Below are 18,413 nucleotides of genomic sequence, written 5' to 3' on the forward strand. Positions count from 1 at the left end.
CCCATGCTCAGTGTTCTTCAGCGGTCCTGGCTCGGATCGACAGGGCGTGGATGTCGGTGTCCATCATCTCACCAAGCGCGGCGTACACCGCACGATGCCGGGCCAGCGGCGACATGCCGGCGAAGGCCGGGCTGACGATGTCGACATTGAAATGGCCGCGTCCATCGCGCGCGCCTGCATGGCCAACGTGCCTGTGGCTATCGTCGATGACCTCCAGCGATTGCGGCGCGAAGGCCGCTTCGAGCGCGACACGGATGCGTTCGACACGATCGCTGCGCTCCGTTTGGATCATGGCAGCACCGGCTTGAACGGCCGCACGTCGACGCGGGCATAGACGCCTGCCGCGATGTAGGGATCCGCATCGGCCCAGGTGCGGGCATCTTCGAGCGAAGGGAATTCAGCGATCACGATGCTCCCGCTGAACCCGGCCGGGCCTGGATCCTCGGCATCGATCGCCGGGCACGGACCGGCCAACATCAGCCGCCCCGCGTCCCGCAGGGCATGCAGCCGCGCCAGGTGATCGCCTCGTGCGGCCAGCCGTTTCGCCAGGACATCCGGACCGTCATGGCCCTCGATCGCGTACCACATGCGCTTGCTTCCTCGATTCGCAGGCGCCGATTGTAGCCGCGCAGCATTCAGCCACCCGCTAGACAGCGGCCAGCGCAGCCCGTACCCTGCGTCCATAGTTCGAGGCCGGATGCAGCGGCCCATCGCGACCCACGCGCCCGCTGCCCCAACCCGACCCCTGCCCGACGTCCCTTCTCGCTGTCCGCCGCAACATAGCGGTGCGTGTCGCGTGTGGTGTTCGGGGATGTTCGACCAGCGACGCCCGTCGTACCAGACGCCTGCTTTAACTTGACGCTTCCGTGTGACCAAGCCTTGCCCCAGCACGCGCTCTTGCGAGACTCAGTGGCCCGGAGGGGGCCGCTAAATTGATGACTTCTGAAAACGCGTCCGACGCGACCCAGCAAAACCATGCGCCCGTCCAACCGCAGCAGCAGGAAATGCCGCTGGCGATGGTGCTCGGCCAACCGGTGCTGCAGATCCCCCAGGACCTGTACATCCCGCCGGACGCGCTGGAGGTCATCCTCGATGCCTTCGAAGGTCCACTCGACCTGCTGCTGTACCTGATCCGCCGGCAGAACCTGGACATCCTCGACATCCCGGTCGCCGAGATCACCCGTCAGTACGTCGACTACATCCAGGCCATGCACGAGATGCGCTTCGAGCTGGCCGCCGAATACCTGGTGATGGCCGCGATCCTGGCCGAGATCAAGTCGCGGATGCTGCTGCCGCGCTCGGCGATGGCGGAGGATGAAGAAGGCGATCCGCGCGCCGAACTCGTGCGCCGCCTGCAGGAATACGAACGCTTCAAGCAGGCTGCCGAGGATATCGATGCCCTGCCCCGGCAGGATCGCGACACCGTCCCGGTCAGCGCCTTCGTGCCGGACCGCGCCTCGGTCAAGCTGCCGCCGCCGGTCGACCTGCGTGAAATGTTGCTGGCACTCCACGACGTGCTCAAGCGCGCCGAGCTGTATACCCAGCACGCGATCAAGCGCGACGCACTCAGCGTGCGCCAGCGCATGGGCGAACTGCTCACGCGCCTGGAAGACGGCAAGTTCCACCGCTTCGAATCGTTGTTCGAAGTGCACGAAGGCAAGCTCGGCGTGGTCGTGACCTTCCTTGCGTTGCTCGAACTGGCCAAGGAACACCTGCTCGACCTCGTGCAGGAAGCCCCGATCGCACCGGCGTCGGTCGGCATCATCTACGTCAAGTCCCTCGCCATCGGCGAAGGCGACCCGGCCGCGCTGGAACTGTCGAGCGAATTCGACGACGAACCCGACGCCGCCAACGATTCCACTGAAAGTCGAAACGGGCCATGAGCCTGTTCGCCCACACGTACCGCGCAATGGACCAACAACTCATCACCCGCATCGTCGAAGCCGCCTTGCTGGCCGCGAACCAGCCGCTGACGCTGGCGCAGCTGCACGCGCTGTTCCCGGAAGACGCGCCGCCCCCTGCCGACAGCGTCGAAACAGCGTTGCAGAGCCTGCGCGAAGGTTGCGCCGACCGCGGCGTCGAACTCGTAGAACTGGCCTCAGGCTTCCGCTTCCAGGTGCAAGCCGACGTGCATGCCTGGGTCGCGCGGTTGTGGACCGAGCGCCAGACCAAGTACACCCGCGCCACGCTGGAAACCCTGGCCCTGATCGCCTACCGCCAGCCCATCACTCGTGGCGAGATCGAACAGGTCCGCGGCGTCGCGGTGAACAGCAACATCATTAAGGCGCTGGAGGAACGCGAGTGGATCCGCGTGGTCGGCCACCGCGACGTGCCCGGCAAGCCGGCGTTGTTCGGCACCACCAAGATCTTCCTCGACTACTTTGGCCTCAAGCGCCTTGACGAACTGCCGCCACTGTCGGAACTGAAGGATCTCGGCGAGCTGGAGCCGCAATTCCAGTTCGACGCCGGCACATCGGACGGCAGCATGCCGATCGGCGATATCACCGCTGACACCGACGCCGACGAAACCGGCGGCGAAAACGAATCCCCCGCCCTCACCGGCGAACCCGAAGCCGCGCCGGGAGAGCGCGCGGCGGATACGAACGACATCGAAGACGACCACGCCGTCGAGACGACGCCCGTAGCAACAACAGATGACGACGCCGGAGCTCTTGAAATGGAGCAGGCCTCGTCGGAGCAGAAAGATGAGTGACACTCCAGATAAAAGTAGCCGCAAGCTCACGCTGAAACGCGGCGACATCGAAAAATCCGCTGAAACCCCGCGCCTCGAAGAGCGCCTGCACAAGGTCCTCGCGCAAGCCGGCCTGGGCTCGCGTCGTGCACTTGAGCAGCGCATCGCCGACGGCCTGGTCAAGGTCAACGGCGCGGTCGCACAAGTCGGCCAGAGCATCACCGGCGGCGACAAGATCGAGATCGACGGCAAGACCTTCGTCGCCAGCGCGCTCACCGAACCGGCCCGCGTGCTGATGTACAACAAGCCCGAAGGCGAAGTGACCACGCGCGAAGATCCCGAAGGCCGCCCGACCATCTTCGAAGCGCTGCCCGCCCTGAAAGGCGCGCGCTGGATTGCGATCGGCCGCCTCGACATCAACACCACCGGCCTGCTGCTGCTGACCACCGACGGCGAACTCGCCAACGCGATGATGCATCCGTCTTACGAGGTCGAGCGCGAATACGTCTGCCGCGTGCGCGCGCCGGAAGGCATGGACAACGTGCCGGACAACATCGTCGACCGCCTTGCCCGCGGCATCGCGTTGGAAGACGGCCCGGCCAAGTTCGACGAGATCGAACGCATCGGCGGCAGCGATTCGCACGACTGGTTCCGCGTATTGCTGAAGGAAGGCCGCAACCGCGAAGTGCGCCGCCTGTGGGAATCGCAGGGCTGCCAGGTCAGCCGCCTCAAGCGCATCCGCTATGGCGATGTCTCCCTGCCGCAGCCGCTGCTGCGCGGGCAATCGCAGGAGTTGCAGGCCGACAAGGTCGAAGCGCTGCGCAAGAAGCTTGGCCTCGAAGACGGCGCGCCGTCGGCGTTGACGCTGCAACCGGTGATCGGCCAGCGCAAGGCCGCCAAGTCGACCGTGCACGTCGGCGGCGAGCGTCGTTCGGCTGGCTACATCAGCGGCCATAACACCGCCGATGAAGGCCGCGAACTGCGGCGCTTCGATCATGTGCGCGAAGACCGCGGCCGCGGTCGCGGCGGCAACAAGCCTCACGGCGGCCTCACCGTCAGTGGCGAAGCTGCCGCCAAGCAGGCGCACAAGGCGTTCAAGCCCAAGGGCCCGCGCCAGCCAGGCCAGCGCGGTCCGCGTGGCGATGCACAACCCGGTAGCCATGAGAATCCCGCCGCATTCCGCACTTGGTACGTGCCGGAAGGCGTCGACACCGGCCCGGCCGGTCATCGCAATCCCGATGGCGCACGTGGTCCGCGCAAGCCTTATGGCAACAAGCCTGGCGGCGGCGCAGGCCGTCCCGGTGGCCCGCGTCCGGGCGGTCCGGGTGGTCCGCGCAGTGGTGGTCCGGGTGGTAATCGTCCGTATGGCGAACGCAGCGAAGGCGGTTACCAGGGCCGCGGCGAACGCGGTCCAGGCGGCCCTGGCGGCGAGCGTGGTCCGCGCGGCCCAGGCGGTGGTGCCTACGGTGATCGTCCGCCGCGTCGCGACAGCGGCTTCGGCCAGGATCAACGCAGTCCGCGTGGCCCCGGCGGCGGCCAGGGCCAAGGCCAGCGTTCATCGCGTCCATATGGCCACCCTGCCAACGCGCCGAGCTTCCCGTCCGATCACGCCAACCCCGGCAGCTACAACCCGTACGCCGACAAGCCGCGTGGCCCGCGCCCCGGTGGTCCGCGTCCGGGTGGCAAACCCGGTGGTCGCCCCGGCGGCGGCCCACGTCCCGGTGGTCCGAGGCCCGGCGGTCCGCGTGGTGGTGGGCGTCCCGGTGGCGGACGTCAGGGCGGCGGCTAAGCGCCGACGCAAGTGAGACGACACAAGGGCGCTTCGGCGCCCTTCGTGTTTGCGCTTCTTGCTGACTTCACACGCGACTCGTATCCACTCCACATCGCATCACCACACTGCCTCGCACACCTACGACACAGCAGCGAGCAATGACGGCAGTTCAACGATACGACTGGGACGTGGTGGTCGTCGGTGCCAGCTTTGCCGGCGCGGCATGCGCACTTGCGGCGGCGCACTACGGATTGCGCGTGTGCGTGATCGAGCGCAAGCGCGACCCTGGGATCAAACTCCACACCACCGGGATCATCGTCAAAGAAGCCGCCGAGCAGACCTGGCTCAACCGCGTGCCGGCGGCACTGGTGCAACGCGTGGAACGCGTGCGCCTGTATGCCCCCAATCTGCGCAGCCTGTCGCTGGTCGCGCCAGATTACTACTTCCTCACCACCGACACGCCCAACGTGATGCGCTGGCTGGCGGACGAATTGCGTTCGCACAGCGTTGAACTAAGGCTGCAGCAATCGTTCACCAACGCCACGCAGGATGGCGTCGGCTGGCAGGTCGAAGGCCTCGGCAGCACGCGCTATCTGGTCGGCGCCGACGGCGCCAAGTCGCGCGTCGCCGAACGCGCGAATCTCGGTCGCGTCGACGATTTCCTCTACGGGATCGAACACGAATTCGCCGGCTTGCAATTACCTGAACCGGATGCGCTGCACTGCTTCATCAGCAAGCGTTACGCGCCCGGCTACATCGGTTGGGTCGCGCAGAATCCGACCGGCGTCCAAGTCGGACTCGCGTTGCGGCACAGCAATGCGCAGACGCGCAGTCCAGACATCGATGGCTTCCTGCAACGCATCCGCGGCGTTGTCGGCCTGCCGATTGACGCGACACCAATGGCAACACGCGCTGGCTTGGTGCCATGCGGCGGCCCGGTATCGCAGATCACGGCACCGGGCGTGATCCTGACCGGCGATGCCGCCGGCATCGTTTCGCCGGTGACGGCGGGCGGCATCCATTCGGCCTGGCAGCATGGCTGGTGCGTTGGCGATGCCATCGCACGATACGTGCGAGACGGCGGCGAGGCGCCCGAGCAAGTGGCGGCACGCGCCGCGCCACGCTTCCAAGCCAAGCGCGCGCTGCGCTGGGCTTACGACCGATTCCAGTGCGATTGGCCGTTCGACCTGTTCCTGCATTCGGCACCGCTGCGTTGGGCGGCGGAACAGGTGTATTTCCACAAACGGCGAGCGTAAGCAGCAGGCACGTCGCTGACCCGGCTTTTTCGCCTTCCGGAATCCAAAAGACTCATTCCGTTGATGAAATTTTCATCAACGGAGGGCTGCGAAGTCATCCCGTTGCGCTGATTTGGTGCAACGGAAGGGCGAATTCGCCTTCGCGAATGCAAGCGTGGGATTCCGCAAGGGCATTTCCACGCTCCGGAATGACCATTTCGCATTCGCGAAGGTCATTGCTGGATTCCGGAAGAGGAATACGCCGTTCCGGAAAGACAATCGACCCTCAGGACGCATCGATCCGTTCAAAGGCCTGGAGGATTTCGGCGAAGTCCGTCGGACGAACGATGCGTTCGACTTCCTCTCCGTCGAACAGGAAGACCAGCGTCGGCCATAGCTTGATCCGGAACGATCGGCCGAGCGGCAATCCGCGACCATCCTCGATCTTGATATGACGCACGTCGGCGTGCCGCGCGAACGCGGATTCGATCAATGGCTGGGCGGCGATGCAGTAGCCGCACCAGGGCGCACCGAACTCGACGACGGCAGGGCCGGCCAGGCCATCGACATCGGCGCGACCCGGTTCAGTGGCTGCATAGGTGGATGCATAAGGCATGGGATGTCCGGCATGCGTGTGTCGTGCCGACGCTACCGCAATCCCAGTGATGGACTGGACATGGCCACCGCAGAGGCGCGACAGGCGTTTGCGTCACGCGATCAAAGTGGTATGGCCAGATGGCTGGCGTCGAGCGGCTTGCCCGCGCCGCGCGGTGTCGTTTCGATCACCGCATCCGCCGGCAGTGCGCTGCCGTCTTCGAGATGCGCCCAGACCCGGTCGAGCGCCGCGTAGATATAAGGCAGCAACGGCAGGTACTGCGCACCGTACTGCGGAAAGCCGAGGAACGCATCGAAATGCTGGGCGTTGCGCACCTGCCAGTAGCGCACGTCGCGATCGGCGGCTTTCGCCTTGGCGACATAGGGCGCGCTGTTGAAGGCAGCCGGCACGAGGCCATCGTCGAGGCCATGGATCACCACAACCGGCAGGCCCTCGCGCGGCAATGCGGCGCGGGTTTCTGCGATCCCTTGACGCACCCTGTCCGCATCGGCGCCCTGCCCGTCCCAAAGCGCACGCAGGCAACGCAATCCCGGCAGTGTCGGATCGGGCGTCGTTGCGATGATGCCGTCGGTGATGCCGACACCTGCACCCGGCGGAATGCCACTGGCGTCCGCCCACCAGGCACTGCGCTCGGCCGCCGTTGCGGGGCGTGGCGCCAGTGCCGGCGTCATCGCGGCGAAGTTCTGTTTGCAGGGATGCTCCCCGACGCCATAGCGGCCGTACGTCGAGGCATAGGTCACCGCGACCGCGCGCCACAGGTCGAACGCGACGCTGATCGAGCCTGCACGCAAGGCGGCGTCGGTCCACCCGGAGGCACGCAAGGCGTCGTAGGCGGATTTCTGTTGCGCGACGGGATCGGCGCCGGCAATCAGTCCCGCCTCTGCAAGTGCAGCGCAGCGTTGTGCCGCGTAAGGCATCGGCGGCAACCCCAGCTGCGGCAAGGCGCAGGGCATGAGCAGCGCCGCTTCGGTGGTGTAGTCGTACAGCGGGCGCGCATCGGCGACGACGATGTTCGGCTCGCCGGCGACGACTGCATCCAGCCAGCCGTCTTCGGCTCCGCTGCCTTCCAGTTCCGCCGCGCGCAGCACCGCACCGCCACCGTTTGAGATGCCGACCGCGATCACGCGGGTGTTGTCGAAGGTGAAACGCGGCGCTTGCGGCAGCGCCTCGTTCAATGCCTGCAATGCGAATTCGGCGGCCTGCCTGACGTGCCGGCCCCAAACCGCTTCGGGGTTGTCGCGCGAATGCGCGTGCTTGAATGCAATCCCGTTGCCCGCCATCGGCTCCGGTGTGAACGCGAGACCATCGTCGACAGCGCCCACGGTACCGTCGGTGCGCACACCCTGCCGCGCATCGAGATCGAAGTAGTCCGTACCTGCGCCCTTGTCGGTATAAGCCACCGCGCAGCCCTTCGGCAGGCCCCAGGCCCCGGCCACCGCGATGGAACCGTAGATGCCGCGTGAGCCCGACACGGCGGTGACCACCACACAGCGCTTGCCCTGGTCGAAGGCATCGGGCAGTTGCAGCATCACGCGATGCGGCTGAGTTGCGCCCGGGACCGTGGCGTAAGCGTGGAATTCGCGACCGGGCACGTTCGCAACGCTGCCGTACAGGTCGCCGTAGCCACCACCCGGCGCAAGGTCGGCGATGCCGCGCCAGTTGTTCCACAAGGCGCGACGGCGCAATTCCGCGGGCGAAGGTCGCTCCGGATTCGCGAGCACGGGTGGCGTCATCGCACGCAGGCCATCGAGGCCGAGGCCGCCGGTCAGCAAGTCGTCGGTGCCTCGATGCTCGCTGACCCGCATGGTGGTGAACATCGATGCCTCCGAGCTGGCCGGACGCGGAACCGCCGCGACGCAAGCGGCCAGCAGTGCGACGCCGGCCAGGATCGAACCACGCAACGGGAAGGATGCAGTCATCATGCCCGCGACCCTAGCAAGCCTGAGTCGGCGCGGCATCGTACTTTCGTACCAAGTTGGCAGGACAGCCACTTGCTAGTCTTGGCCGAGGAGAACGTCCATGACTACCCGCAGTCCATGACCGCTCGCTGCATCCTGATCACCGGCGCTGGCAGCGGTATCGGTGCCGGTGTCGCCACCGAGCTGGCTGGCGCCGGCCACCATCTCGTCGTCACCGACCTCGATCTCGGCGCCGCTATCGCCGTGGCCGGGCAGATCCGCGCATCCGGCGGTTCTGCCGAGGCGCTGGCGCTCGACGTGACCTCCGACGACAGCGTCGCCACGGCAGTCGCCGCGGTATCGCGTCCGGTCGAGGTCCTGATCAACAACGCGGGCTTGCAGCATGTTGCGCCGCTGGAGGAATTCCCGATGCCGAAGTGGGATTTCCTGGTGCAGGTGATGCTGGTCGGCGTCGCGCGGCTGACGCGTGCGTTGCTGCCAGGCATGCGCGCGCGCGGCTTCGGCCGCATCGTCAACATCGGCTCGATCCATTCGCTGGTCGCCAGTCCGTACAAGAGCGCCTACGTCGCCGCCAAGCACGGCCTGCTTGGCTTCTCGAAAGTCGTCGCGCTGGAAACCGCCGACGTCGATATCACCATCAATACCATCTGCCCGACGTACGTGAAGACCCCGCTGGTCGACAAGCAGATCGCCGACCAGGCGCGCACGCGCGGCATCCCCGAGGCGCAGGTAGTCAGCGAAGTCATGCTGAAACCGATGCCGAAAGGCGTGTTCATCGGCTTCGACGAACTCGCCGGCATCACCGCGTTCCTGATCTCGCCGCCCGCACGCAACATCACCGGACACACCATCGACGTCGACGGCGGCTGGACGATCCAGTAGCTTCACCGCATGCCCACCCTGCTGATTGCCGACGACCACCCGCTGTTCCGCGCTGCGCTGCGCGGTGCCGCAGCAGACGCTGTCGCCGACCTGCAGGTACGCGAAGCCGATTCACTCGACGGCGTGCTCGCCGTACTCGAGAGCGAACCTGACATCGACCTCGTGCTGCTCGACCTGCACATGCCGGGCAACCATGGCCTCGCCGGCCTCGCAGCGGTCCGTGCGCAGTATCCCGGCGTGGCCGTGGTCGTCGTCTCCGCCAACGACGATCCTCGCGTAGTGCGCCGTGCGCTCGACCATGGCGCCGCCGGTTACCTGCCCAAGAGTTCCGGCCTCGACGAACTGCGCAACGCGATCCGCACCGTGCTCGCCTGCGAACAATGGCTTCCGGCGACATTGCGTAGCTCGGCAGCGCGCGCGCAATCATCGACGCACGATGCCAACCTCGCCGCGCGCCTGGCCAGCCTGTCGCCGCAGCAGTTCCGCGTGCTGGTGCTGGTCGCCGAAGGCCTGCTCAACAAGCAGATCGCCGACCGCCTCGACGTGCAGGAACGCACGGTCAAAGCGCACCTGACCGCTATTTTCGAACGCCTCGGCGTACGCAATCGCACCCAGGCGGGCGTGGTATTGCGGGAGTTGGAACTGAGCGATCCGGCGCGGCAGTTGTAGCGGTACGCGCGCAACGGCTTCGGCAACCGGTTGATCTCCGCTGAGATTCGCTCAGGCATCCCATTCCAATGGGCCAACCCGATCCTGCACGTCCATCTGCCATGTATTCCCGTGCCTGACGATTTCCCTGAGAGAACTGCCGGCCGGGCCGCTGAAATTATTGAGCCGGCGCGAAATCAGGGGGCCGGGGTCACCCTGTTCGTTCGGGGCACGTTCTTCGGTGAATATCCCGATCGCGTTCATGGCCTGGGCCTCTGGAATTTTCGGGATGAGCCGGACGTTGTATCGGACGGTGCAAGTAGGCATGGCGGAATTCCCAAATATGTGAAGAGGTTGCTGACGTGCGCTGCATCCGGGCCGAACGTGAACGGTTCATGCATCCAGAATGCTTCATGGCGCAAATCTTCAAACGTTCTGAATGACGTTAGGCGGACACGGCCGCTGCTCCATGAATTTCGATTGTTATCTTGGCGTGAATCGCAATGATCGTTCGCATGGCATTGCGCCTCGACGATATGGCAGCCGATATCGCTGAGCTATTCCGGGCTTCGTTATGACTGGGCCGTTTTACGCTGGTTTCACGGCGGCGCGCCTAATGATCGGTCTCTCACGTAGGAGGAATCGCATCATGAAAGCGATCATCCTGGCACTACTACTCACGGCGTCTTTGGCCAGCCCGGCCGCCATCGCACAGTCTGCACCGGAGGCGAATCTTGTTGCTGCTGCCAGCGCCAGCATGCAGGGCGCATCCAAGGCCGAGCGCAAGGAAGAACTGAAGGCTGCGATGAGGAAATTGTGGGAAGACCACATCACCTACACCCGCAATTACATCATCAGCGCATTGGCCGGCTTGCCCGACACTGATGCCGTCGCCAAGCGTCTGCTCCAGAACCAGGACGACATCGGGGTGGCGATCAAGCCGTACTACGGCGAAGATGCGGGAAACAAACTAGCCGCGCTGTTGCGCGACCACATCACGATCGCCACCGAAGTGGTCGCGGCGGCGAAGGCGGGCGACAAGGAGCCATTGACGGCCGCCCAAGCCAAGTGGTCGGCAAACGGAAAGGACATCGCCGCCTTCCTGAGCACCGCCAATTCGCATTGGCCAAAGGCGGACCTGGAAGCGATGCTGCAGAAGCATCTGGATCTCACGACCGGAGAAGTCGTCGCCAGGCTCAACAAGGACTGGGCGGCGGACATCAAGGCATACGACGAAGGCCATGAGCACATGCTCATGTTCGCCGATGCGCTCACCGACGGGATTGCGAAGCAGTTCCCTGCGAAGCTCAAGAAATAAAGCCTGCAGTGCGAAGCGGGGCCAAGACGGAGAAGAAGCCATCGCTTCTCCTCCGCTGCAGGGCGAATCGACCCTACTGAACCGTCCGTGCAGCCAGCAGCCGGTCCAGCACCGACTTCAGCGCCAGTGGCTTGAGCGGCTTGATCAACAGCGGGAGACCGGCTTCGTGCACCGCGCGGCGGACGCCCTCGCCCACATCGGCGCTCAGGATGACGGCGGGTCGCGCGCCATGGGCCTGCACCAGTCGATCGCACAGCGCGACGCCGGTGTCGTCGTCGTCGAGGTGGTAGTCGAACAGCCACAGGTCGGCCACACGATCGGCGAGCGCACGTTGCGCGGCATCTCCGCCGCTGGCCACGCTCACCGTGCAACCCCAGCCTTGCAACAGGCGCTGCAGTGCATCGAGCGCCATCGGCTCATTGTCGACGACCAATACGTGGGTGCCGGGCAGACGCACACGCGCATCCGATAGCGCCATATCTTCCCTTGCTGGCGCGATGGCGATCGGCACACTGATCGCGAACATCGTGCCGACACCGAGCCGGCTAAGCAGCGACAACGGTGCGTCGAGCAATTGCGCCATGCGCTCGGCAATCGCCAATCCGAGCCCCAGTCCCTGCCCGGCCGCATCCTCGCCTCGGCGGAATTCCTCGAACATCGCGCCCTGTTGATCGTCCGCGATGCCCGGGCCGCTGTCGTGGACTTCGATGCGCAGTGTGTCGCCCTCGCGGCGCGCGCCGAACAGCACTCGACCCCGCGCGGTGTAGCGGACCGCATTGGCGAGGAAATTCTGGAGCACACGGCGCAGCAATTGCGGATCGCTGTGCACCCATAGGCGGCTGGGGACGTAACGGAACTCCAATCCGCGTTCCGCAGCCAGGGCGCGGAATTCCGATGCCAGCGGATCAAGTATTTCGGCGAGTGGAAAATCGCGCAGCTGTGCCGACAAGCCGCCCGCTTCCAGGCGCGACATGTCGAGCAGGCCGGTCAGCAGGTCGGTGGTCGAATCCAATGCGCCGCGCGTCTGCGCCACCAATGCGCGCTGGCCCGCATCGGACAACTGTTGCGACAGTGCATCGGTGAACAGGTGTGCGGCATGCAGCGGTTGCAGCAGGTCGTGGCCGATCGCGGCAAGGAAGCGGCTCTTGGCATCGTTGGCGCGTTCGGCTTCGCGCTTGGCGTGCTCCAGCAGCGTGGTGCGGTCGACGACGCGCTCCTCGAGGGTTTCGTTCGACTGGATCAGCGCGGCCTCGGCGCGGCGGAATGCGGTGACGTCGGTGAAGGTCGCCACGAAACCGCCGCCGGGCATCGGATTGCCACGGATCTCGACGATGCTGCCGTCCGGGAACACGCGCTCGGACAGGTGCGCCGTGCCGGCGCGCATGTGCGCCAGTCGGCGTTCCAGCGCGCGCTCGTTCGTGTCGTGGTGCGGCATACGCTGCAACGCCCAGGCGGCGAGGTCCGCCACCGGCTGGCCGACATGCAGCAACTCCTCGGGGAATCCAAACAGTTCGGCGTAGCGTCGGTTCCAGGCCACCAGCCGCAACTGCGCATCGACCACGCTGATGCCCTGGCTCATGTTTTCCATCGCCGCTTCGAGCAGGCGCTGGTTGAAGCGCAGGTCCTGTGATGCCTCACCGACGATCGCTGCGACGGTGTCGAGGTCGGCGCCGACTTCGCGCTGCGCCGCGTCCAGCAACAGGCGGGCCGAAGCACTGCCGAGGACCGCGGCGAGTTCGTGTTCCAGGCGCGCCTCGATCGCTGCCGGCACCGGACCACTCGCCGGAGCGTCCTGCAGCAGTTCGTCCAGACGCGGCTCCGGCAGGAAGCGGCGACCGGCGTTGCGCAGCGTGCGCAGGTCGAAACCACGCTTTTCGCGACGCGGCCCCTGCCGCCACGCCGCAACCGCGAACGTCGCCAGCGTGCCCACGAACAGACTCGATGCCACCGCGCGGCCGAGCCGGCTCCAGCCGGTCAGCCCGAACAACGCATCCGGTGCCAGCCAGCTCACTCCGAAGAGTCCGTCGTGCAGCCACTCCGGCGCGATGCCGCGTGCCTGCGCCGCCAGCGGCACCAGCAGTGCCCAGCACCAGATCGAGAATCCGACAACGATGCCGGCTACCACGGCGCGCGGCGGCGTTTGCGGCCGCCATACAGCGAACCCGAGCGCCGGTGCCAGCGTCGCCAATGCCGAGAACGACACCGCCCCGACATCGGCCAGTGCATCGTTGCCCGCGATCAACCGGTTGTAGGCCCAGGCCAGCAACATGATCGCGACGATGCCGAGCCGACGCAGCAACAACACCGTGCCGCGCAGGTCGCCGCCGCGCGAGTGCAACCACGCGCCGCGCAACAGGCCGGGCGCGAGCCAGTGATTGCCGATCATCAGGCTCAACGTGAGCGTGCTGACCACCACCATGCCGGTCGCTGCGCTCAGGCCGCCGAGGAAAGCGAACAGCGCCAGCCCATCCTGGCCTTGCGACAGTGGCAACGCCAGCACGTACAGGTCCGACGACAAGCCGGTGCCCGCAAGCAAGGCATCGCCGGCACGCACCAGCGGCAGCAACGGCAACGCGATCAGCAGCAGGTACAGCGGAAACAGCCAGCGCGCGGTGCGCACGTGCGACTCGTCGCGACACTCGACCACCCCGACGTGGAACTGATGCGGCAAGGTGAACATCGCCAGCACACCGAGCAGGACCAGCGGCATGAAGCCGCCGGCGTCAGGCTCCGACTGCGGGACCTTCGCCGCGACGTCCGGCAGGTCGAGCCCGAACACCACGAACGCCCCGAGCGCGAGCATCGCCGCCAGCTTGAAGATCGATTCGAAGGCAATCGCCAGCACCAGGCCGCGGTTGTGCTCGGCAGCACTGACCCGGCGCGTGCCGAACAGCATCGCGAACACGGCCATCGACAACGCCACGTACAGCGCACCGTCCTGCCACAGCGACTGCGGAACCTCGGCGCCAGAACGCGTCAGCATCGCGTAGCTCATCGCCACGGCTTTCAGCTGCAATGCGATGTACGGAATCAGGCCGAGCGCGGCGACCGCAGTGACGGTCGCGGCCACCCAGGAATCCTTGCCGAGCCTGGTCGCGATCAGGTCGGCCAGCGAGGTCGCATTCGATGCGTGAGCCAGGCGCACCAGGCGCACCATCGCCACCGCCGCGAACGCGTATAGCAGGATGGTGCCGACGAAGGTCGGCGGCAGCGGCCAGCCGTAGCGCGCGGCCTGGGTAACGGTGCCGTAGAACGTCCACGACGTGCAGTACACGGCCAGCGACAGCGCATAGACGTATGGCCATCGTGATGCGAGTACGGCCGGCCGGCGCTCCGCGTACAACGCCACGCCGAACAGCGCGCCGAGCCAGAGCAAGGCCGCCAGGACGACGACGCCCACGCTCAACACGGAACAGTCTCAGCTTGCGCTTGCATCACGACCGCGCCCACGCCCTTGGCTCTGGTTCGAACCGAGCATAACGCAGCGGCGGGCCGAGGCCCGCCGCTGGATTCGCGCCACTTCGGGGTGTGGCGGAATACTCAGAACTCGTAACGCACGCTCAGCGTGTACTGGCGCGGTGCGCCGTAGAAGCCTGTCCGCACGCCGAGTGTCGGCAGGACGTAGCCGGTAGTGCGGTATTCCTTGTCGGCCAGGTTGGTGCCCTGCAGCGACACCGTCCACGCATCGTTGGCCTTCCAGATGACGCCGGCGTTGACCAGGCCGTAGCCATCCTGCGTGATCGGCGATACCGAGGTGCGCAACACCGGATCGAAGACGACTTCCGTGGTGGCTACGACATCGTCCTGCCAGGAATAGCCGACGCGCGCCGACAGGCTGCCGGCACCGCCGAGGTCGGTCCGGTACTCCACGTTCAGTGCGCCGGACAATTCAGGGGCATTGGTGAATTCCTGCTGGTGGGCGATGTTGAAGCCCTTGAACAGGTACTCGTCGTACTGCGCATCCAGCCACGCAAGGTTGCCGGAGATCAGCCAGTGCTCCGTCGGCAGCCACTGGTACTCGGCCTCGAAGCCCTGCACCGTGCCGGCGCCCGCGTTGGTGAAATCACCGAAGAACGCGTCGTCGACGCCGTCGCCGTTGCTGTCGTAACCGGTGAAGATCGACAGCTGGATGTCGTCGTACTTGTTGTGGAAATAGGCCAGGTTGAGGAACAGCCGCTGGTCGAACAGGCCCATCTTGGTGCCGACCTCGTAACTGTCGACCTGCTCGTCCTCGAACGGCTCCGCCGAGCGCGGCACCGCGGTGGCCTGCGCGCGGATGTTGAAGCCACCGGACTTGAAGCCGCGCGACGCCAGGCCGTAGACCATGATGTCGGGCGTGATCTGGTAGTCCAGCGAGATCTTCGGCGAGACATTCTTGAAGTTGATGGTCTTGTCGAAGTTGGCGGCAACGCTGATGGGATTGGTGTAAGTCGCGTCGCTGTAGCCGCGGTTCAACACCACCGCGTGCTTGTCCTCGTCGGTATACCGGGCACCGACGCTGAGTTCCAGCTTGTCGGTCAGGTTGAACGACCAGTCGGCGTATGCAGCGACGCTTTCCGTGTAGACCGTGCCCTGGGTGTCGCCGAAGAGCAGGTTGAAGAAGTTGTTGAGCACCTGGCCACCGGCCTCGCCGTCGAAGGCGTAGATGCCGATCACGCCGCGGGAACGCCCGCCGGCATCGTAATTGACCTGGAACTCGTTGCTGACCTGCTCGTCACTGTAAAACGCCTTTACGTCGGCGATCTTGTTCTGCAGGGTGTCGAAGTCGATGTTGGTTTCGGTGTCCGATTCGCGCTTGGCCCAGATGTACTTGAAGTTCCAGTCCTCGCTGAAGCGATAGTTCACGGCCGCCGAGACGCCGAGCATTTCGGTGTCGTTGATGTTCGGCATGCCGTTGCGGACGTCGTAGCGATCGTCGAGCGGGAGCGTGCCCGGCACGAAGCGGTTCGGCGCCAGCATCTGGGCGCCGCGGACACCGGAAGTGTCGTCCATGTGATCGACTGCAAACTGCAGGTTCACGTCATCGGTTACGTACGCGCCGATGTTGAAGCGGAAGGCCTTGATCTTCTTGTCGCTGACATCCTCGCCGGTGACGATGTTCTCGCCGAAGCCATCGCGATGCAGGTCGGCGACCGACAGGCGCGCGCGCAGGGCATCGTTTCCGCCGAGTCCACCACCGACCGCTGCCTTCAGGTCGCGCTGGCCGTAATTGCCGACCGTGACCTGGCCGTAGCCGTTGAATTCCGGCGACAGCGGCTTGGAGATGTACTTGATCGCGCCGCCGATGGTGTTCTTGCCGTAGAGCGTGCCCTGCGGACCGCGCAGCACTTCCACCCGATCGACGTCGAACACATCGAGCAACGCACCCTGCGGACGTGCGATGTAGACGTCGTCCATGTAGATGCCAACACCGGGATCGACGCCCCACAGCGGATCGGACTGGCCGACGCCACGGATATAAGCGGTGATGGTGCTGCTAGAACCACGCGCGGCGTAGATCGTCAGGTTGGGTACCTGCGCGTCGAGATCGCCCAGGTCCTCGACGTTGAGCTTGTCCAGCGCATCTGCGGTGAAGGCAGTGACGGCGACGGGGACTTCCTGCAGCGTCTCCTCCCGCTTGCGCGCGGTCACAGTGACGACGTCGAGCGTCTTGGGTTCGGACTTGGTGGCGGCAGGTGCGGTGTCCTGCGCCAGTGCCAGCGGTGACCCCATCGCCGATGCGAGCAGCGCGGAACCGATCGCCAGACTCAGATGCTTGCGCCTCATTACGTCCCTCCTGCGGGTATGTCTTGCCAGCGGCCCCCTGCCGCCATTGCCCGCAAGGCTAGGGCCGCCCCGCTGCGGGTGGCATCGTACCTTCGGACAATGGGCCGCGTGACCCTGCATTCCCGACACTCGCGGCCTGGGGATCGCCGTGGAGCGAAGGAATGTCCTTTCTGATCGTGTTGGCCGCGCTGTGCTTTCTGATGCTGGTGGCCTACCGCGGCTACAGCGTCATCCTGTTCGCGCCGGTCGCCGCGCTCGGTGCGGTGCTGCTGACCGATCCCTCGCTGGTTGCGCCGATGTTCACCGGCCTGTTCATGGACAAGATGGTCGGCTTCCTCAAGCTGTACTTCCCGGTGTTCCTGCTCGGCGCGATCTTCGGCAAGCTGATCGAGATCTCGGGTTTCTCCAAGGCGATCGTCGCCGCCACCATCCGGTTGTTCGGTGCCGGCCGCGCAATGCTGTCGATCGTCGTGGTTTGCGCGGTGCTCACTTACGGCGGCGTGTCGCTATTCGTCGTGGTCTTCGCGGTCTATCCGTTCGCGGCAGAATTGTTCCGCCAGAGCGACATCCCCAAGCGCCTGATCCCCGGCACCATCGCGCTCGGCGCGTTCACCTTCACCATGGACTCGCTGCCAGGCACGCCGCAAATCCAGAACATCATCCCCACCGCATTCTTCGGCACCGATTCCTGGGCCGCGCCGATCCTCGGCACGGTCGGTGGCGTCTTCATCCTGATCCTGGGTCTGGCCTACCTCGAATGGCGCCGACGCAAGGCCGCCGCAAACGGCGAAGGCTATGGCGATCCCTCGACGCTGCTCAACGAACCGGCCGTGTTTGCCGGCGGTGCACTGGCCAATCCATTCGTCGCGATCCTGCCGTTGGTGCTGGTCGGCGTTGCCAACAAACTGCTGACCACATGGATTCCACGCGTCTACGGCAGTAGTCATGAATTCGTGCCGGCGGTGATGGGAAACGCCACGCCGGTAGTGCAGGAAGTGTCGAAAGTCGCTGCGATCTGGGCCGTCGAAGGCGCGTTGCTGGTCGGCATCGCCACCGTGCTGGCCTTCGCATGGAAACCGGTGATGGCGAGTTTCGCCGACGGCACCCGCCATGCCATCGGCGGAGCCCTGCTCGCTTCGATGAACACCGCATCGGAATATGGTTTTGGCGCGGTGATCGCCGCCTTACCAGGCTTCCTCGTCGTCGCGAACGCGCTAAGTGCCATCCCCAATCCGCTGGTCAACGAGGCAATCACCGTCACCGCGCTCGCCGGCATCACCGGCTCGGCGTCCGGCGGGATGAGCATCGCGCTCGCAGCGATGTCGGAAACTTTCATCGCCAATGCACAGGCCGCAGGGATCTCGATGGAAGTGCTGCATCGCATCGCATCGATGGCGTCCGGCGGTATGGATACCTTGCCGCACAACGGCGCGGTGATCACCCTGCTCGCCGTTACCGGCCTCACCCATCGCCAGGCCTACAAAGACATCTTCGCGATCACCGTGATCAAGACGCTGGCGGTGTTCGTGGTGATCGGCGTGTTCTACGGCACCGGCCTGGTTTGAA

General features: G+C 65.5%; 15 protein-coding genes. 8 read left to right on the top strand and 7 right to left on the bottom strand.

The features are described 5' to 3' along the window. Window positions 1-7: 7 nt before the first annotated feature. Entirely contained in the window at window positions 8-292 is a 285-nt protein-coding gene (locus tag MO486_RS04320; RefSeq protein ID WP_242904840.1) for a BolA family protein, read from the bottom strand. Next, window positions 289-588, bottom strand: a complete 300-nt coding sequence (locus MO486_RS04325; protein ID WP_242904841.1) for a YciI family protein — start codon at window positions 586-588, stop codon at window positions 289-291. The genes MO486_RS04320 and MO486_RS04325 overlap by 4 nt, the downstream gene beginning before the upstream one ends. A gap of 347 nt (window positions 589-935) precedes the next feature. On the opposite strand from MO486_RS04325, the gene MO486_RS04330 reads away from it, so the two are divergent. From MO486_RS04330 to MO486_RS04345, 4 genes are all read left to right on the top strand, one after another. Then, window positions 936-1,883, top strand: coding sequence for a ScpA family protein (locus MO486_RS04330; RefSeq protein WP_242904842.1), 948 nt, complete (start codon window positions 936-938; stop codon window positions 1,881-1,883). Window positions 1,884-1,909: 26 nt separating this feature from the next. After that, window positions 1,910-2,713, top strand: coding sequence for an SMC-Scp complex subunit ScpB (gene scpB / locus MO486_RS04335; RefSeq protein WP_242905336.1), 804 nt, complete (start codon window positions 1,910-1,912; stop codon window positions 2,711-2,713). Continuing rightward, window positions 2,706-4,481, top strand: a complete 1,776-nt coding sequence (gene rluB, locus MO486_RS04340; protein ID WP_242904844.1) for a 23S rRNA pseudouridine(2605) synthase RluB — start codon at window positions 2,706-2,708, stop codon at window positions 4,479-4,481. The genes scpB and rluB overlap by 8 nt, the downstream gene beginning before the upstream one ends. Before the next feature lie 140 nt (window positions 4,482-4,621). Continuing rightward, a complete protein-coding gene (locus tag MO486_RS04345) occupies window positions 4,622-5,719 on the top strand; it encodes an NAD(P)/FAD-dependent oxidoreductase (RefSeq protein ID WP_242904845.1) in 1,098 nt (365 codons plus the stop codon). Window positions 5,720-5,984: 265 nt separating this feature from the next. Here MO486_RS04345 and MO486_RS04350 read toward each other — a convergent pair whose 3' ends face one another. Together MO486_RS04350 and MO486_RS04355 are read right to left on the bottom strand one after the other, a co-directional pair. Beyond that, entirely contained in the window at window positions 5,985-6,314 is a 330-nt protein-coding gene (locus tag MO486_RS04350; protein ID WP_242904846.1) for a thioredoxin family protein, read from the bottom strand. A gap of 101 nt (window positions 6,315-6,415) precedes the next feature. Then, on the bottom strand, window positions 6,416-8,236 hold the full coding sequence (locus MO486_RS04355) for a D-(-)-3-hydroxybutyrate oligomer hydrolase (RefSeq protein WP_242904847.1): 1,821 nt from the start codon (window positions 8,234-8,236) through the stop codon (window positions 6,416-6,418). Between the two features lie 114 nt (window positions 8,237-8,350). On the opposite strand from MO486_RS04355, the gene MO486_RS04360 reads away from it, so the two are divergent. Both MO486_RS04360 and MO486_RS04365 read left to right on the top strand, forming a co-directional pair. After that, window positions 8,351-9,115, top strand: coding sequence for a 3-hydroxybutyrate dehydrogenase (locus MO486_RS04360; RefSeq protein ID WP_242904848.1), 765 nt, complete (start codon window positions 8,351-8,353; stop codon window positions 9,113-9,115). Between the two features lie 9 nt (window positions 9,116-9,124). Further along, window positions 9,125-9,784 carry a response regulator transcription factor gene (locus MO486_RS04365; protein ID WP_242904849.1) on the top strand — a complete coding sequence of 220 codons (660 nt, stop codon included), beginning with the start codon at window positions 9,125-9,127 and terminating at the stop codon, window positions 9,782-9,784. A gap of 51 nt (window positions 9,785-9,835) precedes the next feature. Here MO486_RS04365 and MO486_RS04370 read toward each other — a convergent pair whose 3' ends face one another. Continuing rightward, window positions 9,836-10,090, bottom strand: coding sequence for a hypothetical protein (locus MO486_RS04370; RefSeq protein ID WP_242904850.1), 255 nt, complete (start codon window positions 10,088-10,090; stop codon window positions 9,836-9,838). 322 nt (window positions 10,091-10,412) lie between these two features. On the opposite strand from MO486_RS04370, the gene MO486_RS04375 reads away from it, so the two are divergent. Continuing rightward, entirely contained in the window at window positions 10,413-11,081 is a 669-nt protein-coding gene (locus tag MO486_RS04375; RefSeq protein WP_242904851.1) for a hypothetical protein, read from the top strand. Between the two features lie 73 nt (window positions 11,082-11,154). Here MO486_RS04375 and MO486_RS04380 read toward each other — a convergent pair whose 3' ends face one another. Further along, window positions 11,155-14,490 (bottom strand): PAS-domain containing protein, encoded by a 3,336-nt coding sequence (locus tag MO486_RS04380; protein WP_242904853.1) that lies wholly within the window; start codon window positions 14,488-14,490, stop codon window positions 11,155-11,157. A gap of 131 nt (window positions 14,491-14,621) precedes the next feature. Continuing rightward, on the bottom strand, window positions 14,622-16,847 hold the full coding sequence (locus MO486_RS04385; RefSeq protein ID WP_242904854.1) for a TonB-dependent receptor: 2,226 nt from the start codon (window positions 16,845-16,847) through the stop codon (window positions 14,622-14,624). Between the two features lie 161 nt (window positions 16,848-17,008). On the opposite strand from MO486_RS04385, the gene MO486_RS04390 reads away from it, so the two are divergent. Beyond that, the gene (locus MO486_RS04390; RefSeq protein WP_242904855.1) at window positions 17,009-18,412 is read left to right on the top strand and encodes a GntP family permease; all 1,404 of its coding nucleotides are present in this window, start codon (window positions 17,009-17,011) and stop codon (window positions 18,410-18,412) included. Window position 18,413 lies beyond the last annotated feature (1 nt).

Origin of the sequence: Lysobacter sp. CFH 32150 (assembly GCF_022758295.1) — a bacterium.
GTDB lineage: Bacteria > Pseudomonadota > Gammaproteobacteria > Xanthomonadales > Xanthomonadaceae > CFH-32150.